General features: G+C 62.5%; 26 protein-coding genes. 18 read left to right on the top strand and 8 right to left on the bottom strand.

What is annotated here, in order from left to right; genetic code table 11:
* Positions 1-57 precede the first annotated feature (57 nt).
* The 8 genes from coxB (at position 58) to ABIE49_RS17555 (ending at position 6,691) form a co-directional block, all read left to right on the top strand.
* Positions 58-900, top strand: coding sequence for a cytochrome c oxidase subunit II (gene coxB / locus ABIE49_RS17590; protein WP_192735388.1), 843 nt, complete (start codon positions 58-60; stop codon positions 898-900).
* Positions 901-996: 96 nt separating this feature from the next.
* Positions 997-2,616, top strand: coding sequence for a cytochrome c oxidase subunit I (gene ctaD, locus ABIE49_RS17585; RefSeq protein WP_192735387.1), 1,620 nt, complete (start codon positions 997-999; stop codon positions 2,614-2,616).
* A 63-nt stretch (positions 2,617-2,679) separates the two neighbouring features.
* A complete protein-coding gene (locus ABIE49_RS17580) occupies positions 2,680-3,615 on the top strand; it encodes a heme o synthase (RefSeq protein ID WP_192735386.1) in 936 nt (311 codons plus the stop codon).
* Positions 3,616-3,633: 18 nt separating this feature from the next.
* Positions 3,634-3,798 (top strand): cytochrome c oxidase system small membrane protein, encoded by a 165-nt coding sequence (locus tag ABIE49_RS17575; RefSeq protein WP_192735385.1) that lies wholly within the window; start codon positions 3,634-3,636, stop codon positions 3,796-3,798.
* 36 nt (positions 3,799-3,834) lie between these two features.
* Complete coding sequence (locus ABIE49_RS17570; RefSeq protein ID WP_192735384.1) at positions 3,835-4,476, top strand: cytochrome c oxidase assembly protein; 642 nt, start codon at positions 3,835-3,837, stop codon at positions 4,474-4,476.
* Positions 4,477-4,568: 92 nt separating this feature from the next.
* Positions 4,569-5,459 (top strand): cytochrome c oxidase subunit 3, encoded by an 891-nt coding sequence (locus ABIE49_RS17565; protein ID WP_192735383.1) that lies wholly within the window; start codon positions 4,569-4,571, stop codon positions 5,457-5,459.
* Between the two features lie 69 nt (positions 5,460-5,528).
* A complete protein-coding gene (locus ABIE49_RS17560) occupies positions 5,529-5,918 on the top strand; it encodes a DUF983 domain-containing protein (RefSeq protein ID WP_192735382.1) in 390 nt (129 codons plus the stop codon).
* The gene (locus ABIE49_RS17555; RefSeq protein ID WP_192735381.1) at positions 5,915-6,691 is read left to right on the top strand and encodes an SURF1 family protein; all 777 of its coding nucleotides are present in this window, start codon (positions 5,915-5,917) and stop codon (positions 6,689-6,691) included. The genes ABIE49_RS17560 and ABIE49_RS17555 overlap by 4 nt, the downstream gene beginning before the upstream one ends.
* A 123-nt stretch (positions 6,692-6,814) precedes the next feature.
* Here ABIE49_RS17555 and ABIE49_RS17550 read toward each other — a convergent pair whose 3' ends face one another.
* On the bottom strand, positions 6,815-7,012 hold the full coding sequence (locus tag ABIE49_RS17550; protein WP_192735380.1) for a hypothetical protein: 198 nt from the start codon (positions 7,010-7,012) through the stop codon (positions 6,815-6,817).
* A 243-nt stretch (positions 7,013-7,255) separates the two neighbouring features.
* Between ABIE49_RS17550 and ABIE49_RS17545 the strand changes: the two genes are divergently transcribed.
* Complete coding sequence (locus ABIE49_RS17545; protein WP_192735379.1) at positions 7,256-7,600, top strand: hypothetical protein; 345 nt, start codon at positions 7,256-7,258, stop codon at positions 7,598-7,600.
* Between the two features lie 968 nt (positions 7,601-8,568).
* On the opposite strand, the gene ABIE49_RS17540 is transcribed toward ABIE49_RS17545, so the two are convergent.
* Positions 8,569-8,766 carry a hypothetical protein gene (locus ABIE49_RS17540; protein ID WP_192735378.1) on the bottom strand — a complete coding sequence of 66 codons (198 nt, stop codon included), beginning with the start codon at positions 8,764-8,766 and terminating at the stop codon, positions 8,569-8,571.
* 561 nt (positions 8,767-9,327) lie between these two features.
* Here ABIE49_RS17540 and ABIE49_RS17535 point away from each other — a divergent pair.
* Positions 9,328-10,569, top strand: a complete 1,242-nt coding sequence (locus tag ABIE49_RS17535; protein ID WP_192735713.1) for a threonine ammonia-lyase — start codon at positions 9,328-9,330, stop codon at positions 10,567-10,569.
* A 102-nt stretch (positions 10,570-10,671) separates the two neighbouring features.
* Positions 10,672-11,856, top strand: coding sequence for an NADH:flavin oxidoreductase/NADH oxidase (locus ABIE49_RS17530; protein WP_192735377.1), 1,185 nt, complete (start codon positions 10,672-10,674; stop codon positions 11,854-11,856).
* 110 nt (positions 11,857-11,966) lie between these two features.
* Here ABIE49_RS17530 and ABIE49_RS17525 read toward each other — a convergent pair whose 3' ends face one another.
* The 4 genes from ABIE49_RS17525 to ABIE49_RS17510 all read right to left on the bottom strand — a co-directional run bounded on the left by ABIE49_RS17525 (position 11,967) and on the right by ABIE49_RS17510 (position 16,321).
* Positions 11,967-13,064 (bottom strand): ABC transporter ATP-binding protein, encoded by a 1,098-nt coding sequence (locus ABIE49_RS17525; protein WP_192735376.1) that lies wholly within the window; start codon positions 13,062-13,064, stop codon positions 11,967-11,969.
* A gap of 197 nt (positions 13,065-13,261) precedes the next feature.
* On the bottom strand, positions 13,262-14,548 hold the full coding sequence (locus ABIE49_RS17520) for an ABC transporter substrate-binding protein (protein WP_192735375.1): 1,287 nt from the start codon (positions 14,546-14,548) through the stop codon (positions 13,262-13,264).
* A gap of 59 nt (positions 14,549-14,607) precedes the next feature.
* Entirely contained in the window at positions 14,608-15,444 is an 837-nt protein-coding gene (locus ABIE49_RS17515; RefSeq protein ID WP_192735374.1) for a carbohydrate ABC transporter permease, read from the bottom strand.
* Positions 15,445-15,448: 4 nt separating this feature from the next.
* Positions 15,449-16,321 (bottom strand): carbohydrate ABC transporter permease, encoded by an 873-nt coding sequence (locus tag ABIE49_RS17510; protein WP_192735373.1) that lies wholly within the window; start codon positions 16,319-16,321, stop codon positions 15,449-15,451.
* A 272-nt stretch (positions 16,322-16,593) separates the two neighbouring features.
* On the opposite strand from ABIE49_RS17510, the gene ABIE49_RS17505 reads away from it, so the two are divergent.
* Positions 16,594-17,172, top strand: a complete 579-nt coding sequence (locus tag ABIE49_RS17505) for a nuclear transport factor 2 family protein (protein WP_354066860.1) — start codon at positions 16,594-16,596, stop codon at positions 17,170-17,172.
* Between the two features lie 82 nt (positions 17,173-17,254).
* On the opposite strand, the gene ABIE49_RS17500 is transcribed toward ABIE49_RS17505, so the two are convergent.
* Positions 17,255-18,574 carry an ATP-binding protein gene (locus ABIE49_RS17500; RefSeq protein ID WP_192735372.1) on the bottom strand — a complete coding sequence of 440 codons (1,320 nt, stop codon included), beginning with the start codon at positions 18,572-18,574 and terminating at the stop codon, positions 17,255-17,257.
* Positions 18,575-18,657: 83 nt separating this feature from the next.
* Here ABIE49_RS17500 and ABIE49_RS17495 point away from each other — a divergent pair, with 83 nt between their 5' ends.
* On the top strand, positions 18,658-19,302 hold the full coding sequence (locus ABIE49_RS17495; protein ID WP_192735371.1) for a response regulator transcription factor: 645 nt from the start codon (positions 18,658-18,660) through the stop codon (positions 19,300-19,302).
* Positions 19,303-19,916: 614 nt separating this feature from the next.
* The gene (locus ABIE49_RS17490; RefSeq protein WP_502915997.1) at positions 19,917-20,129 is read left to right on the top strand and encodes a hypothetical protein; all 213 of its coding nucleotides are present in this window, start codon (positions 19,917-19,919) and stop codon (positions 20,127-20,129) included.
* Between the two features lie 105 nt (positions 20,130-20,234).
* On the opposite strand, the gene ABIE49_RS17485 is transcribed toward ABIE49_RS17490, so the two are convergent.
* Positions 20,235-20,573: a hypothetical protein gene (locus tag ABIE49_RS17485; RefSeq protein WP_192735369.1), complete on the bottom strand. Its 339-nt coding sequence runs from the start codon at positions 20,571-20,573 to the stop codon at positions 20,235-20,237.
* Between the two features lie 1,043 nt (positions 20,574-21,616).
* Here ABIE49_RS17485 and thrC point away from each other — a divergent pair.
* From thrC to ABIE49_RS17465, 4 genes are all read left to right on the top strand, one after another.
* On the top strand, positions 21,617-23,035 hold the full coding sequence (gene thrC, locus ABIE49_RS17480; protein WP_192735368.1) for a threonine synthase: 1,419 nt from the start codon (positions 21,617-21,619) through the stop codon (positions 23,033-23,035).
* Positions 23,032-24,321 (top strand): M16 family metallopeptidase, encoded by a 1,290-nt coding sequence (locus ABIE49_RS17475; protein ID WP_192735367.1) that lies wholly within the window; start codon positions 23,032-23,034, stop codon positions 24,319-24,321. Before thrC ends, ABIE49_RS17475 begins: the two co-directional genes overlap by 4 nt.
* A gap of 123 nt (positions 24,322-24,444) precedes the next feature.
* Entirely contained in the window at positions 24,445-25,032 is a 588-nt protein-coding gene (locus ABIE49_RS17470) for a GNAT family N-acetyltransferase (protein ID WP_192735366.1), read from the top strand.
* Positions 25,033-25,241: 209 nt separating this feature from the next.
* A complete protein-coding gene (locus ABIE49_RS17465) occupies positions 25,242-25,892 on the top strand; it encodes a hypothetical protein (protein ID WP_192735365.1) in 651 nt (216 codons plus the stop codon).
* Positions 25,893-25,902 lie beyond the last annotated feature (10 nt).

The raw sequence follows: 25,902 nt of genomic DNA, 5'->3' as shown, positions 1-25,902 counted from the left end.
CATTTCCGGCCATCCGGTGGGGATGCTTTGGGGATTTATCAAGGGAGCGCGAGCGGCATGAAGATGTCGAAGGGCCAGATTGGCCGGCGGTTGCTGGGATTTGCGGTGGCGGGCATGGCCCTTGTCGCCGGCGGTACGGCGTCAGCCGAATTGGGGCAGCCAGCGCCGTGGGAATGGACCCTGCAGGAATCGGCCTCGCCTGTGATGGACTACATCATCTGGTTCCATAACTGGCTGTTCGCCATCATCACCATCATCACGCTGTTCGTGCTGGTGCTGCTGGTCATGGTCGTCGTCAAGTTCAACGCCAAGGCCAACCCGGTCCCCTCCAAGACCACCCACAACACCCTGATCGAAGTGGCCTGGACCCTGATCCCGGTGCTGATTCTGGTGGCAATCGCGGTGCCGTCGTTCCGGCTGCTGTTTCTGCAGCTCGACGTGCCAAAGGCCGATCTCACCATCAAGGCGACCGGCAAGCAGTGGTATTGGAGCTACGCCTATCCCGATCACGGCAAGTTCGAGTTCGATTCGCTGATGGCCGCGGACAAGAAGCCCCGGCTGCTCGGCGTCGACAATGAGATGGTGGTGCCGGTCAACAAGGTGGTCAAGGTTCTGACCACCGGTGCTGACGTCATCCACGCTTTCGCCGTACCGGCCTTCGGCATCAAGATCGACGCCATCCCCGGCCGTCTGAACGAGACCTGGTTCAAGGCCACCAAGACCGGGATGTTCTACGGCCAGTGCTCCGAACTGTGCGGCAAGGATCACGCCTACATGCCGATCGCGGTGCGGGTGGTGAGCGATCAGGAGTTCGCGGCCTGGGTGGAAACCGCGAAGAAGAAATATGCGACCAACCCGGCGAATTCGTACGCCTCGGCTGGTGGCGCGGTGGCGCAGTAAGCCGCAAAGCTCAGGCAAGCTTTAAGGCTTAGGCGCAAGGGACAAGGGCGACGGGACCGCAAGGTCCGAAAAGGGACTGCAAGGCAGGATTTGAACATGGCAACAGGCGCAGCGACACACCACGATCACGCCCATGATGACCACGCGCACGCGCATCCGACCGGATGGCGGCGCTTCGTCTATTCGACGAACCACAAGGACATCGGCACGATGTACCTGGTGTTCGCGGTCATCGCCGGCGTCATTGGCGCGGCGATGTCGATCGCGATCCGCATCGAGCTGATGTATCCCGGCGTCCAGCTGTTCCACGAAGCCCATACCTACAACGTGTTCGTGACCTCGCACGGCCTGATCATGATCTTCTTCATGGTGATGCCGGCGATGATCGGCGGCTTCGGCAACTGGTTCGTGCCGCTGATGATCGGTGCGCCCGACATGGCGTTCCCGCGCATGAACAACATCTCGTTCTGGCTGCTGCCGGCCTCGTTCGCGCTGCTTCTGATGTCCACCTTCGTCGAGGGTGAGCCGGGCGCCAACGGCGTCGGTGCGGGCTGGACCATCTACGCGCCGCTGTCGACCTCGGGCCATCCGGGACCGGCGGTCGATTTCGCGATCCTGTCGCTGCATCTGGCCGGCGCCTCGTCGATCCTCGGCGCCATCAACTTCATCACCACGATCTTCAACATGCGCGCGCCGGGCATGACCCTGCACAAGATGCCGCTGTTCGTCTGGTCGATCCTGGTCACCGTCTTCCTGCTGCTGTTGTCGCTGCCGGTGCTCGCCGGTGCGATCACCATGCTGCTGACCGACCGCAATTTCGGCACCACCTTCTTCTCCGCCGACGGCGGCGGCGACCCGCTGCTATTCCAGCATCTGTTCTGGTTCTTCGGCCATCCCGAAGTGTACATCCTGATTCTGCCCGGCTTCGGCATGATCAGCCAGATCGTCTCGACCTTCTCGCGCAAGCCCGTGTTCGGCTATCTCGGCATGGCCTACGCCATGGTCGCGATCGGCGGCATCGGTTTCGTGGTGTGGGCGCACCACATGTACACGGTCGGCATGTCCAGCGCGACGCAGGCCTATTTCGTCGCCGCCACCATGGTGATCGCGGTGCCGACCGGCGTGAAGATCTTCTCCTGGATCGCCACGATGTGGGGCGGCTCGATCGAGTTCAAGACGCCGATGCTGTGGGCGATCGGCTTCATCTTCCTGTTCACGCTCGGTGGCGTCACCGGCGTCGTGCTGGCCAATGCCGGCGTCGACCGCGTGCTGCAGGAAACCTATTACGTCGTCGCGCACTTCCACTACGTGCTGTCGCTGGGCGCCGTGTTCGCGATCTTCGCGGGCTGGTACTACTGGTTCCCGAAGATGTCCGGCTACATGTACTCGGAAACGATCGGCAAGCTGCACTTCTGGGTCACCTTCATCGGCGTCAACCTGGTGTTCTTCCCGCAGCATTTCCTCGGGCTGTCAGGCATGCCGCGCCGCTACATCGACTATCCGGATGCGTTCGCCGGCTGGAACCTGGTGTCTTCGCTCGGCTCCTACGTCTCGGGCTTCGGCGTGCTGATCTTCATCTATGGCGTGATCGATGCCTTCATCAAGAAGGAGCAGGCGGCGGATAATCCGTGGGGCCCCGGCGCCACCACGCTGGAATGGACGCTGTCGTCGCCGCCGCCCTTCCACCAGTTCGAAGTGCTGCCGCGGGTGCAATAAACCTTATCGTTCGCGGCGCGCTCCTTCGGGCGCGCCGCGGCCTAGAACCAAGCGAGATCAATCTTGTCGGTCGTCGATCACAACGCCATCGAATTGCCCCGGATTTCCGAGGCCGAGGTCGGCGACTACCTCGCGCTGCTGAAGCCGCGGGTGATGTCGCTGGTGATCTTCACCGCGCTGGTCGGCCTTGTGATCGCGCCCGGCCATATCCACCCGATCCTGGCGTTCACTTCCATCCTCTGCATCGCGGTCGGCGCCGGCGCTTCCGGTGCGCTGAACATGGCCTATGAGGGCGACATCGACGCCAAGATGTCGCGTACCGCCAACCGGCCGATCCCGCGCGGCCGCATCACGCGCGAAGAGGCGACCGCGTTCGGGCTGATCCTGGCGTTCTTCTCGGTGATGACGCTCGGCATCCTCGTCAACTGGCTCGCGGGCGGGCTCCTGGCGTTCACGATCTTCTTCTACGTCGTGATCTACACCATGCTCCTGAAGCGCTGGACCGCGCAGAACATCGTGATCGGCGGCGCCGCAGGCGCGCTGCCGCCTGTCGTGGCGTGGGCCGCGGCGACCGGTTCGCTGTCGATGGAGCCGGTGCTGCTGTTCCTGATCATCTTCTTCTGGACCCCGCCGCATTTCTGGGCGCTGGCGCTGTTCCGCAGCGACGACTATGCCCGCGCCGGCGTTCCGATGCTGCCGGTCGTTGCCGGACCCGACGCGACCCGGCTGCAGATCCTGCTCTATACGGTCGTTTTGGTCGCGATCGCCGTCGCCCCCTGGCCGCTCGGCTATTTCGACGCGATCTATGGCATCACCTCGCTGGTGCTCGGCGCCGGCATGATGGCGCTGGCGATCAACGTCTACCGCCGCCGCGAAGGTACCGAGGCGCTGCGCGCGACCAGGCGGCTGTTTGCTTTCTCGATCCTTTACCTGTTCGCGCTGTTTGCGACGCTGCTGCTCGAAGTCGTCGTGCGCGGCGTCATGGCTTTGATCGGGTAGGGGGCGCATGGGACCGGAATGGACGACAAGCGGATGCCAGATGGAATCGTCCTCACCGAGGCGCAGAAAAGAAGCCGGCGCCAGCGGTCGGTCGCGATTGCGCTCGCGCTCCTCGTGCTCGTCGTGCTGTTTTTCGCCGTCACCATGGTCAAGGGGCCGGCCGTTCTAGTGCGGCCCATGTAATCTGGAAACTGTAGACTGGAATCTGGGCAGGTGGACATGGCAGACCAACCGATCGCGCAAAGGGAGCCGGAGGCAAGCCGCAAGGCTTCGCGCCGCGGCCTGACGCGCGATGCGATGGTGGCCTCGATCTGCGGTTTCGTCGTGGTGTTCATGGTCGGCGCGGCCTATGCCGCCGTTCCCTTCTATAACTGGTTCTGCCGCGCCACCGGCTTCAACGGCACCACCCAGGTCGCCACCTCGGCGCCTTCGCAGGGCCCGCTGGCGCGCAAGATCTCGGTGCGGTTCGATGCCAATGTCGGCGCCGGCCTGCCGTGGAAGTTCGAGCCGGAGCAGAACGAGATCGAGGTCAGGATCGGCGAGGTCGTCACCGTGTTCTATAGGGTGACCAACCAGGCGGCGCGGCCCACGGTCGGCCAGGCCGCGTACAACGTGACCCCGCTGACGGTCGGCGCGTATTTCCAGAAGATCAACTGCTTCTGCTTCACCGAACAGACCATGGCGCCGGGCGAAAAGCGCGAGATGCCGGTCGTGTTCTACGTCGATCCGGCGCTGATCGCCGACACCGAGAGCGACGGGCTGAACACCATCACGCTGTCCTACACCTTCTATCCCGTGCGCGATCCGGCGCCGAAGCCGGTGGCTTCGGGCGAGTCGGACAAGCGCAAGGGAAGCCTGTAACTCCGGGAATTTCGGCCTTCCGAAATTCCCGACTTTGAATTTTGAGACGAAGATGTGCCGAAGGATCCGGCACCGCTAACGGAGAGACCGCAATGGCTACGGCGCACGCGAAGCATCACGACTACCACCTCGTCGATCCGAGCCCGTGGCCGGTCGTCGGCTCGATCTCGGCCTTCATCATGGCCGTCGGCGCCGTCGGCTGGATGCACCATATGTATGCGGCGGCGCCGATCGTGTTCGGCGTCGGCACCATCGGCGTGCTCTACACCATGGCGAGCTGGTGGGGCGACGTGATCCGCGAAGCCCAGTTCAAGGGCGACCACACCCGCGTGGTGCAGATCAGCCACCGTTACGGCATGATCCTGTTCATCGCCTCCGAGGTGATGTTCTTCGTCGCCTGGTTCTGGGCCTTCTTCAATTCCGCGCTGTTCCCGGCCGACGCCATTCATGCCACCCGCGACGCGGTGTTCGGCTGTGGCGCCGGCACTGCGGCGGGCGCCTGCAGCGTGCCGGGCACCTGGCCGCCGAAGGGCATCGAGACCTTCGACCCCTGGCATCTGCCGCTCCTCAATACGCTGCTGCTGCTGACCTCGGGCACCACGGTGACCTGGGCGCATCACGCGCTGCTGGAAGGCGATCGCAAGGGCCTGAAATACGGCCTGATCCTCACCGTCGTGCTCGGCGCGCTGTTCACTTGCGTGCAGGCCTATGAATACGCCCACGCCACATTCCACTTCTCCGGCAACATGTATGGCGCGACCTTCTTCATGGCGACCGGCTTCCACGGTTTCCACGTGCTGGTCGGCACCGTGTTCCTGCTGGTCTGCCTGTTCCGCGCCTATGCCGGACACTTCACGCCGACCCAGCATCTCGGCTTTGAATTCGCCGCCTGGTACTGGCACTTCGTCGACGTGGTGTGGTTGTTCCTGTTCATCTGCATCTATGTCTGGTTCCGCGGTGCTGGACCTGTCGCCGGGCATTGAACTGACGTCATTGTGTTACAAGGGGCGGTCGTGCGACCGCCCCTTTTTCATTTTTTACGAAGTGAAGCCATGCCTGATGATGCTCTTCCCACGCTGACCGAGAGCGCATTGCGCGGCATCGCCTGCCGCTGCCCGCGCTGCGGCAAGGGCAAGCTCTATGCGGGCTTCATCGACCTTCGGCCGAACTGCGAGGCCTGCGGGCTCGATTACGCATTCATCGATGCCGGCGACGGGCCGGCGATCTTCATCATCATGATCGCGGGCGCGATCGTGGTCGGAGCGGCCTTGATCGTGGAGATCAAATACCAGCCGCCGTTCTGGCTGCATGCGGCGTTGTGGCTACCATTAATTCTGGCGACCACGCTGTTGCCGCTGCGCTCGATGAAGTCGCTGCTGATCGCGCTGCAGTACCATCACAAGGCCGCGCCCGGCCGCCTGATCGATCGCGAGCCGAAATGACCGGCGTTGTTGCGCGGCGGCGCGGTACGCTCGGCTTTGCCATCTTCACGCTCGTGATGATCGTGACCTGTCTCGGCCTCGGGATCTGGCAATTGCAGCGGCGCGTCCAGAAGCACGCGCTGATCGCGGCCCTGAATGAAAGGCTGGCCGATGCGCCCAAGGCGCTGCCGGAACAGGCGCAATGGGGCACGCTGACACCAGCCAAGGACGAATTCCGCCGCGTCAGTTTCACCGGAACTTACGTGCGGCTTCCCGATGTAATGGTCTATAGCTCCGGCTCTTCGGTCCGTAACGACGTGTCCGGCCCGGGCACCTGGGCGTTCCTGCCGGCGCAAACCGCCGATGGGGCAATCGTCGCGGTCAATACCGGCTTCGTGCAGAACACGATGCAGGACCGTGCGCAGGAAGACCGCGCGGTCGGCCGGCTCGTCACCGGCGAACCGGCAAAACTCACCGGCTATCTTCGCTTTCCGGAAGCCGCCGGCACGCTGACGCCGTCGGAGAATATCGCCAAGCGGCTCTGGTTCACCCGCGATCATCTGGCGATGGCGCGCGCGCTCGGCTGGGGCGAGGGCGGCAAGGCTGTCGCGCCGTTCTATATCGATCTGGAATCCCCTCGGCCCGAGAGCGGCATCCCGAAACCGGGGCCGCTCATTGTCCATCTCAAGGACGACCACATGCAATACGCCATCACCTGGTTCAGCCTGGCGGCGGCAGTCGTGATCGCCTTCGGCGTGTGGTGGCGCGCGCAAGGGCGGAGCGCAGCTTCGTAGCTTCGTGGTGTCGTAGGGTGGGTGAGCGAAGCTAAATAAATTTGTGTCTCGCGGTAAGACCGCGTGAGACAGTGAACGTCGTCGGGCGTTGCCGAGCCGGAATAAAGATCGGTGGTTTGTTTTTCATGGTGCCGCCCTTTCTACCAACCGACGCCGCTCATCCAGGCCGTCGCGTTCGCGCGCCGCATCGCCGTAAATCTTGGTCCTTTTCTTGTAGTTGAATTCATTTAAGCAAACGATTGGGTCCAATCCGCTCGTCATGCCAAGGTCCCCGAGTGAATAGGGACCGGGCACCGGGTTGGCGGCTTTGTGCACGAACATCAGCTAATTCCTCGAAGGATTATTAAGTCTGCACAACCGGTCGAAATGAATGCTTCCCCCATTTGTCGGTGGGGTCGTCTTACCAAAGGACAATGCGACAACAGACCACTGTTTGCGCGGCCGGCACCTGACATCTCTCCCCATGAATTTAGGCATTCTTATTCCGTTGATCTACATCAACGCTCGTCACTGACAGCGCAGCAATTTCCCATCCCGGCAGGGTTTGTAGAAAGAGGTTCAGCCATGCTTCGTTGTATTCTTGCTGCTCTTGCAGCACTCGTTCTACTCACGGCCAGCCTGATCCCGGACGATGCCTACGCTCGCGGTCGCGGCGGTGGTGCCTATCGGGGCGGCGGCGGATTTCACGGTGGCGGTTACCGCGGCGGCGCGGTCGCGGTTCGAGGCGCGCGGGGTAGCGCTGTCGCAGTGCGCGGCGGTCGCTACGGTTATGGCGGCTACGGGTATCGTCGGGGCTACGGTGCGGCAGCGGTCGGCGCGGCTGCTGTTGGAGCTGCGGCAGCAGGGGCCTATTACGGCGGCGGCTGCGGCTACGATACCTACGGCAACTGGGTTTGCCCGCGCTACTAATCCGTATTGAGGCGGCCGCGCGCCGGTGGCACGGCGCTCGGCTGCCGATCTCGGCGGCCCTTTAGTGCATTGGACGGTCGAGAGCGGGTGCCACCCGCGCAGCCGCGCTCGCCGGCATCCGGCGATGGACCGCGAGTTTTAGTTCGCGGGTAGCGGCTTCAGCCGCCTGCGAACAATAGAGCAGCAACCAGCCCGACGTTCATCAGGCCGAGGGCGATGATGCCTGCGCGATAGAGCAATTCGACTACCATGGCGTCGTTCCCTCATGACGCGAGTAGAATACAATACACCCGCGGGGTTTCCCGTGGCATGTGCAGTTTGTGCCATTCGCGGTTTGTCAGCGTGCTTCGTGGATCAGCGCGCCGAGGCGGCTATGGATACGCCGCGACGTTGCAGGTCGTGCAATAGAAGTCTGGGCCTTTGTTGGTAAAAACTAACTCGAAGCCATCCGGAATGACCTCGGCAATCGGCAAATGTCCCTCTTCTTGGGACAGCGTTGCCATGCCAGTCTTGCCGCACTTTGGGCAACGAAGCTTTTCGTACCAGTCATTGGTCATCGAACTGCGGCATGAAACATTCGCCCCGCAAAGCCATGCTCGTCGGCTGTGAATATATACGAAGACTTCAAGTCTGTCCGGTTTCCACGGCGCATCCTACTCGGGATGCAGTTCGGTTTTTTTGATTTCCATTTCCGAAATCAAGGCGGCGATGCCGTCAAGCGTTTGCTTGTCCAGCATTCGAGAGGCCACGTCTCGAAGGTGCGTAATCTTGACGTCGATTTGGTCGCACTGACTACACATGAACGGTCTACGGCTATGGGGCTTTTTGTTACGGCCGCCGGAAATTAGGCCAGGCCGTCCCGCCGGCCCCTAGGTGCGAGCGAATGCCGACAGTGCGCCGGCCTTGCGCTCGGTCCTCAACCGGATTTCGCAAGCTTGCCGCTCGGCCGACGTTGTGCGCCTGGCGCGCTAACCCCCTTGGGTCAGTTGCTGCATAATCTGTTGAAACATTTGGGCCGGGTCGTTCTGACCACCACCCGTTCCTTCGCCGCCTTTGCTGGCTTCCAGCACTTTGACGGCCACTAAAGGGAGCCGCATAAAGCCGCCAGACACCGCATCGAGGTCGCCATCCAGAACTTCGCTGTTCGCATTGATTGCATCGGTCATCGCAGTTCCCCTTGATTTGACCAGCGGGATCATCCGGGCTGGAGCGACCACATTTAGCGACGCCGCTCGCGCGGCGATGTGACGAGGATCACGAAAGGAAAACGAGGATGGCCGCCGCTTGCCTCGAATTGTGCAAGAAAAACTAGCCGCCCCCCTGCGAATTCGAAGAAAATGCGTAGGCGACCAAATCGATTACCCACAGCGGCAGCTTTCGCACCTGCCGAGAACGCGATTGAGCCCAAAGACATTGAGCCTCATCGGGATCGATACCGGGCCGGGGCGCCAAGGCGGCATTGGCACCGCACGCGCGTAGGAAACCGGCAACCAACCGCGCCTCTTGTCCGAGCGGCAGGTGCGACCGATCAGGCACCGGCGTAATGGGCGGGCGCGATGCGCTGTGCAGCACCCCGTTGTGTCTGTCTCTCGCGATCCTCGCGGTATCCCTGCTGTATCTCCTGCTGTATTTTTTCCTGAAATAGCTTCATAGGGTGGGGGTTGGCGTAGCGTAACCCGCCGTCTTCGCCCTTACTGCGTGGAGCGGTCGGCAGAGATTCGATGATTATGACCGAGACGTTGAAAGCTTCCCTCGCGCACCTGCCGGTTACCCTTGGCGATATCGAGGCGGCGGCAGGCGTGCTCGCCGGCTTCGTGAAGCGGACGAGCTTCGAGCCCAGTCGTACGTTGTCCGACATCACGGGCGCGAACATATGGTTGAAATTCGAAAACCTGCAGTTTACGGCGACGTTCAAGGAGCGCGGCGCGCTCAATCGGCTGTCTGCGTTATCGGCCGACGAACGGCGGCGCGGCGTGGCAGCCGCCTCGGCGGGCAACCACGCACAGGGCGTGGCCTATCACGCGGCCCGCCTCTCGATTCCTGCGACCATCTTCATGCCGGTGGGCACACCGATGGTGAAGATCGAGAACACGCGCCGGCACGGTGCGACCGTGATCGAGGGTGGGGCGACGCTGGAGGATACCGCCACCCTCGCCACCGACTACGGTCGAAAACAGGGTTTGACGTATATCCATCCCTATGACGATCCGCTGATCATCGCGGGTCAGGGTACTATCGCGCTCGAGATGCTGGCTTCGGTGCCCGATCTCGACGTCCTGGTTGTTCCGATCGGGGGCGGCGGCCTGATATCCGGCATCGCCGTTGCCGCCAAGACCCTCAAGCCGGATATCGAGATCGTCGGCGTTCAGGCCGCGCTTTACCCCTCGATGTACAACCTCATCAAGGGGGAACATCTTGCGATGCGCGGTGACACGCTCGCGGAGGGCATTGCCGTCAAGGCGCCCGGTCAGATCACGTCTGACATCGTGCGCGCGCTCGTCGATGATATCGTACTCGTCACCGAGCAGCAGATCGAGCACGCGGTGAGCCTTTTTATCACCATCGAGAAGTCGGTGACCGAGGGCGCGGGGGCGGCGGGCCTGGCGGCCGTACTCGCCGATCCGGCGCGCTTCAAGGGCCGTTCGCTCGGCCTGGTGCTGAGCGGAGGCAATATCGACACGCGGCTCCTGTCCGGTGTGCTGACGCGTCAACTCGCAAGGGAAGGCCGCCTTTCGAAGCTGAAGTTCGACATCGTGGATCGGCCCGGACAGCTCGGCACGGTTGTCGCCATCCTGGCCAAGGCAGGCGCCAATATCGTCGAGGTGTCGCATCAACGCATTTTCACCGACCTGCCAGCCAAGGGGGTTGTCCTTGAGGTCGTCATCGAAACCCGAGACCGCACCCATCTTGAGGCGACCATCGCCTCACTGAAGGCTGCCGGCCTCGATGTCGATGTCGGTGGCGACTAGGGGGCGGAAGCGCCGCATGCATGCATGACATGCGTCGGCCGTCTGGACCTCGGAACACCTTCCGCTACTATCCGTGCCGTACCCTCACGACACAGGCCACCGATGTCCGACGCGCCCTCCGCCCATCCCGCACGTCCCCTGCTATTCCAGCCGTTCAGCATTCGCGGCCTGACGCTGAAGAATCGCCTGGTGGTGCCGCCGATGGTGCATTACCGCGCCGATCCCGGTGCGACCTGCGGCATGTTTCATCAGGTGCATCTCGGTCGATACGCGCTCGGCGGTTTTGGTCTTGTCTTTGTCGAGGCCACAGGCGTCGAGGAAGTCGGCCTGATCAACGAGTTCGATCTCGGCATCTGGAACGACGTGCAGGTCGAAAGTTTCAAGCCGCTGATCGCTTTTATGAAACGCGAGAACACCGCGATCGGCCTTCAGCTCGCACATGGCGGCCGCAAATCGTCCTCGCAGAAGGCGATGAACGGCATGGGGCCGCTCACACCAGAAGAGATCAAGGCGGGCGCCAAACACTGGCAACCAGTCGGCCCGACCAGCGAGCCGGTGGCGCCGGGATGGCTTACGCCGCGCCAGCTTACCGCCGAGGACTGCCGCGCCATGGTGAAGACCTGGGAGCACGCCGCCAAGAATGCGGTCAAGGCGGGCTTCGACGTGATCGAGGTTCATATGGCCCATGGCTATTTGCTGGCCTCGTTCCTGTCGCCGATTTCAAATACCCGCAACGACGAGTATGGCGGCGACCGAAAGGGGCGCATGCGGCTGCCGCTCGACATCGTCGAGGCGGTGCGGCGCGAAATGCCTGATACGATGCCGCTGTTCGTGCGCGTGTCCTCGGTCGACGGCGCGCAAGACGGCTGGAACATGGATGACACGGTGGCGCTGGCGTACGAGTTGAAAGCCCGCGGCGTCGACGTGGTCGACTGTTCCTCCGGCGGCATTTCCGGCTCGGCGACGGCAGCGCAGGTGCCGCGCGGCCTCGGCTTCCAGGTGCCCTATGCGGAGCGCGTCCGCAAGGAAGTCGATATCGCGACCATGGCGGTCGGCATCATCCTCGAAGCCGAGCAGGCCGAAGCGGTGCTCGCAAAGGGCCAGGCCGATCTGATCGCGGTCGGCCGGCAATCGCAGTACAACCCCAACATCGCTCATCACTGGGCGCATGATCTCGGCATCAACCGCAGATTCGAGGACTGGGCGCCCGAATATGGCTGGTGGCTGGAAAAGCGCATCCGGACCATGGAAGGGTTTGCCAGCCCGACGGGTGCGGTGAAGCGGTGAGGCTCCGTCATGCCCGGGCTTGTCCCGGGCATCCACGACTTTCCTTTCGCTCGACCTAGTTAAGACGTGGATGGCCGGGTCAAGCCCGGCCATGACGGTGAAAGCGCGACTTACCCCGTAATCGGCAATTCCGTCTCCGGATCGAAGAAATGCAGCCGGCCGGGCTGGGCCGAAACGCGGACCCGATCGCCGCTCGCGATCACCGTTTCCGCCGGCACCCGGGCCACCGTGATGCCGTGGCTGCCGACGCGCGTCTCGAGCAGGATCTCGGAGCCGAGCTGCTCGACGACTTCGACATGGGCATCGAAGCTGGCGCCGGGCGCGCCCTCGCCGAGCGCGAGATGTTCGGGCCGCGCGCCCATGATCACGGGCTTGCCGTTGTACGCCGCGAGCGCGCGCGCATCGGCGCTGCCGACCGTGAGCTTGAGGCCATCGGCCTCGACCGTCGTCGCGCCGCCATCGCTGCGCACGGTGACGTTGACAAAGTTCATCGCGGGCGCGCCGATGAAGCCGGCGACGAATTTATTGGCGGGCTTGCCGTAGACCTGCAGCGGCGTGCCGACCTGCTGCACCCGGCCGTCGCGCATGATCACGACCCGGTCGCCGAGCGTCATCGCCTCGACCTGGTCGTGGGTCACGAAGACAGACGTGGTCGGTATGGCCGCATGCAGCCGCTTGATCTCGATCCGCATCTGCGCGCGCAGTTTTGCGTCGAGGTTCGACAGCGGCTCGTCGAACAAAAACACTTCCGGATTGCGCACGATGCAGCGGCCGAGCGCGACGCGCTGCTGCTGGCCGCCGGACAATTGCTTCGGCTTGCGCGCCAGCAATTCGTGCAGGCCGAGCATGCCCGCGGCGCGGTCGATCGCGGCCTTGATCTCGGCTTCGGAGGTCTTCTTGTTGCGCAGGCCGAAGGCGAGATTGTCGTAGACGCTCATGTGCTGATAGAGCGCGTAGTTCTGGAACACCATCGCGATGTCGCGGTCGCGCGGCGGCAGGTCGTTGACGACCCGGTTGCCGATGCGGATGTCGCCGCTACTGATGTCCTCGAGCCCCGCGATCATGCGCAGCGTCGTCGACTTGCCGCAGCCGGACGGGCCGACCAGGGCCACGAACTCCTTGTCGGCGATCTCGAGATCGACGTCCTTTACGGCGTGGAACAGCGAGCCATAATGCTTGTTGAGCTTGCTGAGTGAAATCGCTGCCATTTACCCGCCGTTACAGTACTAGAGCGTTTTCAAGCGAAGTGGATACCGGTTCGCGTGAAGAAAACGCGTCAAGATAAAGATCATGTTGACCCAAAACAATCCCGCCGCAGCGAGCATGATCCGGAAAAGTGTGAAGCGGTTTTCCGAAAGATCATGCTCAAATAAAAGGCTTCCCGCGGCGGGATTTTGCTTATCGATTATTGCGCCGCCTTGCTGACCAGCGGCGCACCTTCGGCCAGCACCTTTGCGATATCCTCGCGCTTGCCGGTGACGGCCTTGGTGACGGTGTCGTTGAACGCCTTGTGCACGGCGGGCCATTGCGGGAAATAATAGGCGCCGCGCACCTTGTCGGGTGAATCAAGCACCGATTCCTTCAAGAGCTTCATGAACGCATCTTCCGCCGCGATTTCCGCCCAGAATTCGGTGTTGGGCGGCGGCGCACCGGTCGCCTTGAACAGCTTCTTCTGGCCTTCCTTGTCCAGCATCATCGCGTTGAGCATTTCCTTGGCCTTCTTCTTACGCTCCGGCGAGATCGACTTCGGGATCGCCCAGCCCCAGATGTCGTCCCAGGCGAACGGCTTGGCGCGGTCGGGACCGAGCGGGAAGCGCGTGGCAGCGACCTTGCCTGATATCTTCGACTTGGCGGGATCGTTGAACGTGCCCCACCATAGCGAGTCCGCCACCGTGAACGCGGCGTCGCCGGCCATGAACACGGCGTTGGCTTCGTTGCGGTCATAGGCCGGCATGCCGCGCGGCACGATCTTGTGGGTGTTGATCGCATCCCACCAATATTCGACGTTCTTCTGCATGCAGGGCTCGGTCATCCCCGATTTCCAGCCGTTCGCGGCGAGCTTCTTGTTGTCGCGCTCGTAGGGTGGCAGCAGCACGTCGCAATTGTTGCCCCACATCGACCAGAACCAGGTGAACCAGGAGTTGTTCATCGACGCGCCGGCGACATAGCCGAACTTCACCTTGCCGTCGGCCTGCAGCTTCTTGCTCACGGTGACGAGTTCATCCAGCGTCTTCGGCACTTCCTCGGGTTTGACGAGGTCGGATCGGTAGAAGAACACGCTGAAGGTCTGGCCCATCGGCACGACGGTGTTCTGGCCCTTGTCGTTGCCGAACACGATCGGTGACATGCTCCACTTGGAAGCAAATTTGTTGGCTTCGACGTCATCCATCGGCTCGAGCAGATGCGCCCAGGTCTGGCCCCAATCGTCATTGTGCCAGATCACGTCGTACTGATCGGAGTTCGACGTCAGCGACGCCGTCATCTTCTCGACATAGACGCCGTAGGAATTCGGCACCTTGACGATCTTGACGCCGTTCTTGGCGCCCCAGGCCTCGAACATCGCAATCGAATTGTCCTGGATCGGGCTCGGCTGGTAGCCGATCCGCAGTTCGGTCACCTGGGCGCTCGCGCTTCCTGCGGCGGCCCACAGGGCCACCGTCGCTGCGACAGCCAGTTTTGTCAGTTGCTTCATCGCTTCCCTCCCTCGTTTTTGGTGTTGTTTCCTCGTCTTATTCAGCGTCCCCGTCGTTGCTAGATACGTAACCCCCGGATCACATATTTCTGCCCGAACAGCGCGACCAGGAACGCCGGCACCAGCGCCATCACCGCGGTCGCGGCCATCAAATTCCAGCGCAGCCCCATCTCGGTGACGAACTGCGCCATGACCACCGTGATCATCGGCACGCGGTTGCCGGTCAGGATCAGCGCGAACAGGAATTCGTTCCAGGTGAACAGCCAGCACAGCACCGCCAGCGCCGAGATCGCCGGCAGCGCCGACGGTATGGCGACGCGGATAAAGGCGCCCCACCGCGTGCAGCCGTCGATCATCGCGGCGTATTCCATGCTGGGATCGATGCCGTCGAAAAACCCCTTCATCAGCCACGAGAAGAAGCAGATATGCACCGCGACATGCGGCAGCAGCAGGCCGGTATAGGTGTCGTAGAGGCCCCAGCTCTGGGTCACGAAGTACAGCGGCAGCACCCAGGAAATATAGGGGATGCAGCGGAACACATAGATCGTCCCGAACCAGATCCGCGACGCCGGTCCGGTGAAGCGCGACAGCATGTATCCGCTGGAGACGGTGACCAGCAACGAGAAGAAGGTCGCCAGCGTCGAGATCAGCGCGCTGTTGAGGAAGGCCGACACGATGCGGTCGTCGGTCAGCACCTCGGCGAAGCTGGCCAGCGTGAATTCGGTGCCGCGATGGACGTAATAGACGCCGGATTCCGGCCGCAGCGAGGTCAGGATCAGCCACAGCACCGGAAACGCGAACGCAAAGCAGATGCCGAACAGCGCCAGCGCGAACAGCGTCTTGCGGCTCCACTTCGGCAATCCGGGCAGGAAATCGGGGCGGCTTACGATCGGCATCTGATTATGCCTTTGCGATGCGATCGACGAGGCGGTAGAGCACCACGCCGATCACGAGGATGATGAGCCCGCCAATGATCGCCGCCGCCGAGCCGCGGCCGAGATCGAGGTTCAGGAAGGCGTGCACATAGGCATAGAGGCTGAACAGCTCGGTCGAGCGGCCCGGCCCGCCGCCAGTCAGCGTCCATACGATGTCGAAGGTGCGGAAGGCGTCGATGGCGCGGATCACCACGCACACCACGATGACCGGGCGCAGCATCGGCAGGGTCAGGAATCTGAACACGCGCCAGGTCGTGGTGCCGTCGATCGCGGCCGCCTCGAACGGCTCCTTCGGCAGGCTCTGTAATCCCGCGAGCAGCAGCAGCGTGAACCACGGCGTCCACAGCCAGATGTCGGTCAAAAGGATGATGCCGAAGGCGCTCCAGCGCTGCACCAGCCAGGGCTGGCCTTCCAGCCCTATGGCCTCCAGCACCGTGTTGACGATGCCGAACTGGTCGTTGAACATCCAGCGGATCATGATCGCGGCGACGACCGGCGCCACCATCAGCGGCACCAGCAGGATCGTCTGCACCAGCTTTTGCCCGCGAAACGGCCGGTTGAGCAGCAGCGCCAGCGCCAGCCCCGCCACCAGGGCCCCGGCCACGCTCAGGATCATGAACAGGAAGGTGTTCGGCAGCACCACGTAGAGAAACGCCGGATCCGACAGCACCGCGTAATAGTGACTGAAGCCGACCCAGATCTTCTTCGGGTTATAGAGTGCCCAGTCGCGGAAGCTGGCATTGGCGCCGATCACGATCGGCAGCACCTGAAACAGCAGCATCAAGAGTGCCGCCGGCGCAATGAGAAACAGCATGAACCGCTGTTGCTCGCCGAACATTGGACGCCGCGATGCCGACAAGCCTGTTACCCCCGCCTTTGCACTGATTGGTCACGACTCTTGTGGTCGCTACGTGCATAAAGCCCCTTGCATCGGGATTATGGGCGCGGCGTCGGAGGCTAGTCAATCCGCATTGTGGCGCAGGCAGACGCGGGGCGCATGCAGGCGATGCGGCTGCAAGGTGCAAACGCGCTGCCAAGTTTGCATCCGCGTGCTCACCGTTTGCACGGATTGCCGCTACCAGAGATTGCTGGTTCGCGAGCACGGTTGTCGTGAATCCGCTGATCGCGCCTGGAACTTCCATGGACACAAACTGTTTTTGGTTCCAAGCTGAATTGCGGGTAACCGGTGGTTCAGTGCCCGTTCACGACGATCGCCTTAACTCCGTTGCCTTTCTCGACCCATCGAGCCAGGTGCAGCCAATGGACATGTCGAACCTGCCCAAGAATACTGCCAAGGATGTTATCGCGAAGGATATCGATCAGGTGGCTGTTGTCGTCGATTGGCTCGATGCCTGCCGGCGACATGAGCTGGGCCCGCTGCTCGACCTGTACGCGCCCGACGCAAGCCTCGAATGCGACTGCGAGGGCGCAAACACCTATGCGGGTCGGGCTGCGCTGGAATCATATTGGCGGCCCCGGCTCGAGGCATTCTCGCCCAATGCCTTTGGACTGGAAGAGATCATGCCGTCCGCCGACGGGGTCAAGCTTGATTACCTGAACTGCGAAGGCAAGCCCGTTCGCATCGTCTTCACGTTCGACGCTTCCGGGAGGATTTTGCATACCCGCTGCGGCCGGTTCGCGCCGGCAACGGCGCTGGATGGCGTTGGTGTGCCGCATCGCGCCTGGTGACGACGCGGTCGTCACTCCTGCTTGCAACCTGATGTTCTTTCGCCCTGCATCCTTCGCTGCATCGCTGGGGCAGCGGCGCGCCTCACACGCCAGCCGGCAAACGGCACCGGACATAGGTCCGACTGTTCTGCCGCTTGAATTCGAATGTCCCGCTCAGGGCCCGGACGCGCTCGTGCATTCCCGTCAGTCCACGGCCAAAGGGCTGGTGCGGTGTAAATCCGACGCCATCGTCGGAAATTTCCACCATTACCTGGTTTCCTTCGATCGTCGCCTCGACGCTTATCGCGCTGGCATTGGCGTGCCTGAGGACATTGGTCACGCCCTCCTGGATAACCCGGTAGATGGTCTGGGATAGCAGCCCGTCGACGTTGTTCAGACGGGGATCGATCCGCACATTCAGTTTGAGGCCCGGCGCCTGCGATCGCGCATACTGCAGCAGGGTCTGGACACTTTTCTCGAGCCCGATTTCCTGGATATGAAGCGGCCGCAACCGGTCGAGGATACGGCGGTTCGCCAATTGCAGCGCCTCGACCGATCTAAGCATCGCCTCGACCGAAGCGCCGAGTTTCTTGTTCGGTGCCGCGCCATCCTGTAGCGCCACCGCGTTGGCCCGGATCCCGAACAACAAGGGCCCGAGTTCGTCATGAAGGTCGCGCGCGATGTCGCGGCGCTCATCGTCCTGCAGCGAGACGACCTTCCGCAGCAGGCTGCGATTGTCCTGGCTCAGCTGGTTCAGCGTGCGTGCGAGTTCATTGGCCAGTTCGGAACTTTTGCGTATCTCCGGCGGACCCGTCGCCGCGATCAGGTGCTGGTAGTCCCCGGTCCGCATCCGGGTCAGGCCTTCACCCAGATTCCGCAGCGCGTCGACCACGGTTCCTGCGGTCAGATAGGCGATAATGCCGGTCACGAGCATCAGGGCGACGACGGATGAAACGAGGACGAGAAAGCCGACCCATTTCTCGTAGATGTCGGCTGAAAGATCGGGTGAAGACAGGATGTCGCCGACCTGCTTTCCATCGATCCTCACCGGAAACGAGGCGCCGATCTCCGGCAGGCCGAGAAGATCGACGAACCATTGCGGCGCGCGTCCATGGGGAGGGCTTATCGCTGCCGGCGAAGGCGTGGCCGTTTCGATGCCGGCACGGCGGAACCGGATGGCTTCGGATGAGCCCAGCGCCTGCACAAATGCGTCGAGCGTTTGCTGCGGGTTGGCGGACGTCAGCAGCGCGCTGTTGAGCGCTTCGGCAACCACCTTGGCCGATCGCGCTGCCGGCTCGCTTTCATCCACCAGTTGGCCCGGCGCGAAAACCTGCAGCGAGACGGCCCCGAGCACCAGCGCGGCCACGAACATGCTGCCGAGCGCGAAAATCAGCCGCATGCGAAGGGAAAGATTCTGCCACATTCGGACTATTCTAACTCCCGTAGCGCAGGTATCTCTTTTCAATTATCGCGAAATGTCTATTTATCCCATAAGAGGCTGCGAGGATGCAGAACATCGCCAAATCGACAACCAGGATCCTGATCGTCGACGACCATCCGGTGGTCGTTTCCGGATGCCGTTCGCTGTTCGCTTCGGACGCGACGGTGAAAATTGACGAGGCCGCGGACGCAAAATCCGGTCACAAGGCCTTTTTGACGCGACGGCCGGATGTCACAATCATCGATATCAAACTTCCCGACGTCTCGGGTTTTGAGCTTATGCGACGGATCCGCAAGGGGGATCCGGACGCCAAAATCATCATGTTCAGCATGAATGACGACCCTGCCTTCGTGGTTCGCGCGGTGGAAATGGGCGCGCAGGGTTACGTCGCCAAGGGCGACGATCCGCGGACGCTGGTAAAGGCCGTTCGCAAAGTGGCCTCGGGAGAAAATTTCATCTCGCCGCAACTGGCGGAGGCGGTGACGTTCTCGGGCGCTTCCATCAAGGCCAATCCGGCCTCGCAAATGACCGCGCGCGAACTGGAAATCCTGCGCCTGCTGGGCCGCGGCCACAAAATCGTCGAAGTCGCCGACGCGCTCGATATTTCCTACAAGACCGTGGCCAACACCACCTCGCTGCTGAAGCAGAAACTCGGCGCCAAGAACCATTCCGACCTGATCCGGATCGCCGTCGAGATGGAACTGGGCTGACCGGCATCAGAAAACTGAACAGGCCGCGCCTGTCGGCGCGACCGTCCATACCGCCGGTGGCTGCTTTCGTCGGGGCAATGGATCGATGAAAGCAGCACCCGGCGAATCAGCTTTTCAGTAGTGACGACGGTGATGACGCCAGCCGTAATGGTGCCCGCGGCCCCGGCCCCAACCGTAATGGTGACCCCGGCCCCCGCGGCCCATGCGATGTCCGTGACCGTGCCCACGTCCGTGCTTGACCTGGGTCACCCCGTCATCCGGCACGGTGAGCGGCGCAATCCCCAGCCTGGCGGAAGCGGATGCGGTCATTGCCAGCAGCAGGGCGCAGCCAATCAGTGCAATGCGTCTCATTCAGTCGTCCTCCATCGCATGATTGCGATCACGTCTATAAGTTCCCGGTCATATGTTTGTTCCGCTCGTCGGAAAGACGGAGGTCTATATCGGGCGGTATTGCCGACTATTCCCGAACTGTTGCCGGGCCGTCCTGCGGCGCATAGCCAAAATTGAATCCGGGAAGTGGAAACCATTCGGGAAAAAGTGGAACATCCGGTTTCTCCGCGGGTTGCTGATGGCATCACGAAGAATCGGAGGAGGATAAATTGAAGAAATTTCTGATGATCGGCGCACTGGCGTTTGCCGCAACGGGCGTAGCCGGGACTGCGATGGCTGCCGAATATTACGTCGTTCGCGACAGCACCACGAAGAAGTGCACGGTGGTTGAAACCAAGCCGACCAGCACGACGACCACCATCGTCGACAACGGCATCTTCAAGACCAAGACCGAAGCCGAGACCGGCATGAAGACGACCAAGGTCTGCACGGAGTAACGACAGGCCCTTCCAAGGGAAAGTCCAAGAGAAAGTCCAAGCGAAAGGGCCGCGGTGTTGCCGCGGCCCTTTTTGCGTTTCGAGTTGGCTGTGTGTGCCCGTCAGTTACGGTCGCTCGACGTTGGTAATGGTCTTGGTCCCACCCGCGTCGGTGAGCGTAAACTTGACCCGGTCGCCGGCGTGCAGGACGTTCAACAGATTGCCCTGGATCTTGGTCTTGAGCTCTTCGGCAGGACCGTCTGTTTTAGCACCGTCTGTTTTAGCACCGCTGGTGTTGGCGCCGACGGTGCCGCTCTGTGTTGGGGTCCGGTGCAACTGGATTGCGATCGTCCCGTCGGTCCGGTCAATTCGCGTGACCGTCCCCGTCATCGCTTGCTGGGCTGAGGCCGCCGAAACGAGGGTGAGGGTGGCCAGTCCAGCCAGCATGATCTTTGCCGTTTTCATGGAAGTCTCCCGGAAATTCGAAGCGTTGACGATAATGCCGACAGGGCCGGATTGTTCCCGCCGCATTTTCGCTGGTACGTGCAATCTGACTTGTTTGTGTGTTCTTAATCTGATGGGTTTGTGTGTTTTTTGATGCGAGCGGGCTCATTCCGTCCGTTCACGTTGACGGCTGGCCGCGACAAAACGACCCGACGGGCAAATCACTTCTGATTGTCGGAATTCGTGTCAAGCCCCGAACTGAAAAATATTTCTGTTTACCAGAATGAAAATCAGGTGCATATTCTTGGTCATCCCGTCCTACTGAGAAGGGCGTCGGCCGTCGTCACGGACGTTGGACGGGTTGCGGTGGACGCTGGTTTACGCCTCGACGACGGCGTGGACAGGCGTACGGCAAAACCGTGTGGTCCTGGCACCCGTTGCAGGTGTCAATCTGTCGGATAAGCGCAAGCGGAAACGGCAGCGACGGAGCCAACCAAGAACTCGTCTCCGGGGAGATCACGGCATAAGCCGTAAAGCCACTGCGCAGGGAAGGCCGGGTGTTCACCGCTGCCCTGTATGCTCGTGTGCATTTTGTTTTGTGCAAACCGCACGCGAGACCGCGGGTGCAGCGCGCACCCGGTCTTCCCTGCGCCCTCATTTTCGGGGGCCAACGATTTTCAAAACTCCGGGCGCTTTGCGTCGCGAGATCGCGAAGTCGTATCCACTGCTTGAAATTTGAAGCGGAAGTGCAAGCGACACGAACGGTCGGCTCCCTCCTCCCTTGCGGGGGAGGGAACAGAGAGAGCGAACACGATGACGCCAGTGACAGAACCGAGAAGCCGCGGCGTACTGGGTCCCCCGCTTTCGCGGAGGACGACAGCGATGGGTGAGGCGAGGCCAGCCAAATCGCGCCAAAGCCCTTACCCCGCACTCACCTTTTCGCCATTGCGGCATTTCACAAGGAGCGAAAACGCTCTAAGGTGCCGCGCGCTTTGTCGTTGGCGAAGGGTAATAATTCAAATACATCAAAGGGTTAGCGGAAGCTAGCGCCTTTGGAGGGCGGTTTGACGCGGTATATTTCGACGCGGGGGGAAGCTCCCACCCTGGGTTTTTGCGATGTGATGCTGACCGGGCTTGCCCGCGACGGCGGTCTCTACGTGCCTGAAACCTGGCCGCAGCTTTCGCCCGAGACCATCGCCGGATTTTTCGGACGGCCCTATTGGGAGGTCGCGGTCGAGGTGATCAGGCCGTTCGCCGGCGGCGAGATCTCCGACGCCGATCTCGGCCGCATGGCCAATGAAGCCTACGCCACCTTCCGCCATCCGGCGGTGGTGCCGCTGCGGCAGACCGGCTCCAGCCAGTTCGTGCTCGAACTTTTCCATGGCCCGACGCTCGCGTTCAAGGACGTCGCGATGCAGTTGATCTCGCGGCTGATGGATCACGTGCTGGCCAAGCGCGCGCAGCGCACCACCATCGTCGTGGCGACCTCAGGCGATACCGGCGGCGCCGCGGTCGACGCCTTTGCCGGTCTCGACAATGTCGATCTGATCGTGCTGTTTCCGCATGGCCGGATTTCCGACGTGCAGCGGCGGATGATGACGACGACGGGCGCGGCCAACGTGCACGCGCTGGCGATCGAAGGCAATTTCGACGACTGCCAGGCGATCGTGAAGGAGATGTTCAATCATCACGGCTTTCGCGACGCGGTCTCGCTGTCGGGTGTCAATTCGATCAACTGGGCGCGGGTGGTTGCGCAGGTCGTCTATTATTTCACATCGGCGGTGGCGCTCGGTTCGCCCGCGCGCACGGTCGATTTCACGGTGCCGACCGGGAATTTCGGCGACATCTTTGCCGGCTACGTCGCCAAGAAAATGGGCCTGCCGATCCGCTGGCTGCGCATCGCGTCGAACATCAACGACATCCTGCCGCGCACGCTGAAGACCGGTATCTACGAGGTGCGCGAGGTGCACGCTTCTGCCTCGCCCTCGATGGATATCCAGGTGTCTTCGAATTTCGAGCGGCTGCTGTTCGAGGCTGGTCAACGCGATGCCGCCAGCGTGCGGCGGCTGATGGGTTCGCTGAAACAGTCCGGGCGCTTCGTGCTGCCGGACGCGACGCTGGCCGCGATCCGCGAGGAGTTCGACGCCGGCCGCGCCGACGAGACCGAAACCGCGGCCACGATCCGCGCCGCCTGGCGCGAGGCCGGCGACCTCGTCGATCCCCATACCGCGGTGGCGCTGGCGGTGGCCGATCGCGACACCTCGGATTCGAGGATCCCCAATATCGTGCTGTCGACCGCCCATCCGGCCAAATTCCCCGATGCGGTCGAGGCCGCCTGCGGCGTGCGTCCGCAATTGCCGGCCTGGCTCGACGGCCTGATGACCAAATCTGAACACATCACGGTGATGAAAAACGATTCAGCCGAAGTGGAGCGATTCGTGCGCTCGGTGAGCCGTGCCGCGAAGCAGGGAGTTACCGGATGAGCGTTGACGTCACCAAGCTAGCATCCGGCCTCACCGTCATTACCGACAGCATGCCCCATCTGGAGACCGCCGCACTTGGCGTGTGGGCCGGCGTCGGCGGCCGCGACGAAAAGCCGGACGAGCACGGCATCTCGCATCTGCTCGAACACATGGCATTCAAAGGCACCACGCGGCGCTCCTCGCGCGAGATCGTGGAAGAGATCGAAGCGGTTGGCGGCGACCTCAATGCGGGGACCTCGACCGAGACCACCGCCTATTACGCGCGGGTGCTGAAGGCCGACGTGCCGCTGGCACTCGACGTGCTCTCCGACATCCTCGCCAATCCGTCCTTCGTGCCCGACGAACTCGAGCGCGAGAAGGGCGTCATCGCCCAGGAAATCGGCGCGGCGCAGGATACGCCTGATGACGTCGTGTTCGAGCATCTCAACGAGCTCTGCTATCCGGACCAGCCGATGGGGCGGTCGCTGCTCGGCACCACCAAGACGCTGAAGAAATTCGATCGCGACATGCTGCGCGGCTATCTGACCAGGCATTATCGCGGGCCGGACATGGTGGTGGCGGCGGCGGGCGCCGTCGATCACAAGCGCGTCGTCGAGGAAGTGACGCAGCGCTTTGCGAGCTTTGAAGCCACCCCGGCGCCGAAACCGCAAGCGGCGATGTTCGGCCAGGGCGGCTCGCGCGTGGTGCATCGCGACCTCGAACAGGCGCATATGACGCTGGCGCTCGAGGGCGTGCCGCAGACCGACCTGTCGCTGTTCTCGCTGCAGGTGTTCACCAACACGCTCGGCGGCGGGATGTCGTCGCGGCTGTTCCAGGAAGTGCGCGAGAAGCGCGGCCTGTGCTACTCGATCTACACCTTCCATGCGCCCTATAGCGACACCGGGTTTTTCGGCCTCTATACCGGCACCGATCCGAACGATGCGCCGGAAATGATGGAAGTGATCGTCGACGTCATCAATGACGCGGTGGAAACCCTGACCGAGGCCGAGATCGCCCGTGCCAAGGCGCAGATGAAGGCCGGGCTCTTGATGGCGCTGGAAAGCTGCTCCTCCCGCGCCGAGCAACTGGCCCGCCATATGCTGGCTTACGGCCGGCCGCTGACGGCGGAGGAACTGGTCGCCCGGATCGACGCGGTCAGCGTGGAATCGACCCGCAATGCCGCGCGGGGCCTGCTTTCGCGCAGCCGGCCGGCGGTCGTGGCGCTCGGCAGCGGCAGGGGTCTGGACACGGCGGTGACTTTTGCGGAAGGATTGACCAAGGTGAAGGCCAAGACGTTGTTACATTAAGGCCTTGCTACATTAAGAGCTTGCTACATTGGGACATTGCTGCGCTGGAGCATGATCCGGAAAAGTGGGTACCGGTTTTCCGAAGAAATCCAGACAGATAAGAGGATGCTTGGGAGTTAGGGCATGGCCCTGTTTCGGTTGCCATCCAGCGGACCGGCCGCACTCGTGCCGCGCGGCCACGGCCTGTTGCTGCGCGCCCCGCAGATGGCGGATTTCCTGCAATGGGCGCAATTGCGCGAATCGAGCCGGGCCTATCTGACGCCGTGGGAACCGATCTGGCCGTCGGACGATCTTACCCGGGCCGGCTTTCGGCGGCGGCTGCGGCGCTATGCCGAGGACATCGCGGCCGACCGGTCCTATCCGTTCATCATTTTTCGCGAATCCGACGGCACCATGATCGGCGGCATCACGCTGGCCAATGTCCGCCGCGGCATCGTGCAGGCCGGTACCATCGGCTATTGGGTCGGCCAGCCCCATGCCCATCGCGGTTACATGACGACGGCGCTGCGGGTGCTGCTGCCGTCGCTGTTCGGCGAGCTCAATTTGCACCGTATCGAGGCGGCCTGCATTCCCACCAATACGCCCTCGATCCGGGTGCTGGAGAAATGCGGCTTTACCCGCGAGGGGCTGGCGCGGCGCTATCTGTGCATCAACGGCGTCTGGCAGGATCATCTGCTGTTCGGCATGCTGCACGAGGATTTCCGCGGCTAAAACCCATGATTTCAGGGCCGTTATGCGCCTTAGGGCGGCCTTGGGTTCGCCGCCATTGCCCTGCTATAAGGCCCGGCAGAGCGTTTTCGAGCGAAGTGGATACCGGTTCGCGTAAAGAGAACGCGTCAAAACAAGAATCCAGAGCATCGGTTCTGATCCGATGCTCGGGGAACATGACTTCGAGATGACGTAGATGGCAGGGACGTCGCATGGGTGACATCAGGTTGTTGAGAGTAGCGCTCGCGGCCACGGTCGTGGCCGGGCTCGGCTGCGGCCTCGCGCAGCCTGCGTCGGCGCAGTCGCTGACCGACCGCTTCAAGGGCCTGTTCGGCGGCAAATCGGACGAACCGGCTCCGGCCCCAGGCGCTGCGCCGAAAGCCGAACAGGATATTGGCGACCTCACCTGTCCGGAGGTGAGAGTCAGGGCGGGCGCGTCGACCTATGCCGTGGCCGCGCCCGGCAAGCAGCCGGTCGGCAACGATTTGCGCTTCCAGGCGACCATCGGCAAGACGGCGCGGGAATGCAGCCTCAATGGCGGCGTCATCACCGCGCGGATCGGAATTCAGGGGCGCGTCATTGCAGGTCCCGCCGGCGCGCCGTCGTCGGTGCAGGTTCCGCTTCGCGTCGCGGTGGTGCAGGGCGGGATCAGCGAAAAGACCATCGCCACCAAGGCCTATCAGACCACGGTCACCATGACCGAGACCGGGAGCGAGCCCTTTACGCTGGTGGCCGAAGATCTCGTCTATCCGGTGCCTGCGCCCGGGACCAGCGACAACTACATCTTCTACATCGGCTTCGACCCGCAGGCCCTGAAGCCGGAGCGGCCGGCGCCGCGCAAGAAGGCGGCGCCTACGCAATAAAAAAAACGGC

The organism is Bradyrhizobium sp. OAE829, assembly GCF_040546575.1.
GTDB lineage: Bacteria > Pseudomonadota > Alphaproteobacteria > Rhizobiales > Xanthobacteraceae > Bradyrhizobium.
Note: the sequence above shows the minus strand (reverse complement) of the source record. Positions and strands in the feature narration are given on the sequence as shown.

Excerpts from the sequence above, each read along its gene's own strand:
- coxB (WP_192735388.1), top strand. The coding sequence starts at position 58 with ATGAAGATGTCGAAGGGCCAGATTGGCCGGCGGTTGCTGGGATTTGCG.
- ctaD (WP_192735387.1), top strand. The coding sequence starts at position 997 with ATGGCAACAGGCGCAGCGACACACCACGATCACGCCCATGATGACCAC.
- ABIE49_RS17575 (WP_192735385.1), top strand. The coding sequence starts at position 3,634 with ATGGACGACAAGCGGATGCCAGATGGAATCGTCCTCACCGAGGCGCAG.
- ABIE49_RS17570 (WP_192735384.1), top strand. The coding sequence starts at position 3,835 with ATGGCAGACCAACCGATCGCGCAAAGGGAGCCGGAGGCAAGCCGCAAG.
- ABIE49_RS17565 (WP_192735383.1), top strand. The coding sequence starts at position 4,569 with ATGGCTACGGCGCACGCGAAGCATCACGACTACCACCTCGTCGATCCG.
- ABIE49_RS17560 (WP_192735382.1), top strand. The coding sequence starts at position 5,529 with ATGCCTGATGATGCTCTTCCCACGCTGACCGAGAGCGCATTGCGCGGC.
- ABIE49_RS17555 (WP_192735381.1), top strand. The coding sequence starts at position 5,915 with ATGACCGGCGTTGTTGCGCGGCGGCGCGGTACGCTCGGCTTTGCCATC.
- ABIE49_RS17550 (WP_192735380.1), bottom strand. The coding sequence starts at position 7,012 with ATGTTCGTGCACAAAGCCGCCAACCCGGTGCCCGGTCCCTATTCACTC.
- ABIE49_RS17545 (WP_192735379.1), top strand. The coding sequence starts at position 7,256 with ATGCTTCGTTGTATTCTTGCTGCTCTTGCAGCACTCGTTCTACTCACG.
- ABIE49_RS17540 (WP_192735378.1), bottom strand. The coding sequence starts at position 8,766 with ATGACCGATGCAATCAATGCGAACAGCGAAGTTCTGGATGGCGACCTC.
- ABIE49_RS17535 (WP_192735713.1), top strand. The coding sequence starts at position 9,328 with ATGACCGAGACGTTGAAAGCTTCCCTCGCGCACCTGCCGGTTACCCTT.
- ABIE49_RS17530 (WP_192735377.1), top strand. The coding sequence starts at position 10,672 with ATGTCCGACGCGCCCTCCGCCCATCCCGCACGTCCCCTGCTATTCCAG.
- ABIE49_RS17525 (WP_192735376.1), bottom strand. The coding sequence starts at position 13,064 with ATGGCAGCGATTTCACTCAGCAAGCTCAACAAGCATTATGGCTCGCTG.
- ABIE49_RS17520 (WP_192735375.1), bottom strand. The coding sequence starts at position 14,548 with ATGAAGCAACTGACAAAACTGGCTGTCGCAGCGACGGTGGCCCTGTGG.
- ABIE49_RS17515 (WP_192735374.1), bottom strand. The coding sequence starts at position 15,444 with ATGCCGATCGTAAGCCGCCCCGATTTCCTGCCCGGATTGCCGAAGTGG.
- ABIE49_RS17510 (WP_192735373.1), bottom strand. The coding sequence starts at position 16,321 with ATGTTCGGCGAGCAACAGCGGTTCATGCTGTTTCTCATTGCGCCGGCG.
- ABIE49_RS17500 (WP_192735372.1), bottom strand. The coding sequence starts at position 18,574 with ATGTGGCAGAATCTTTCCCTTCGCATGCGGCTGATTTTCGCGCTCGGC.
- ABIE49_RS17495 (WP_192735371.1), top strand. The coding sequence starts at position 18,658 with ATGCAGAACATCGCCAAATCGACAACCAGGATCCTGATCGTCGACGAC.
- ABIE49_RS17490 (WP_502915997.1), top strand. The coding sequence starts at position 19,917 with ATGATCGGCGCACTGGCGTTTGCCGCAACGGGCGTAGCCGGGACTGCG.
- ABIE49_RS17485 (WP_192735369.1), bottom strand. The coding sequence starts at position 20,573 with ATGAAAACGGCAAAGATCATGCTGGCTGGACTGGCCACCCTCACCCTC.
- ABIE49_RS17475 (WP_192735367.1), top strand. The coding sequence starts at position 23,032 with ATGAGCGTTGACGTCACCAAGCTAGCATCCGGCCTCACCGTCATTACC.
- ABIE49_RS17470 (WP_192735366.1), top strand. The coding sequence starts at position 24,445 with ATGGCCCTGTTTCGGTTGCCATCCAGCGGACCGGCCGCACTCGTGCCG.
- ABIE49_RS17465 (WP_192735365.1), top strand. The coding sequence starts at position 25,242 with ATGGGTGACATCAGGTTGTTGAGAGTAGCGCTCGCGGCCACGGTCGTG.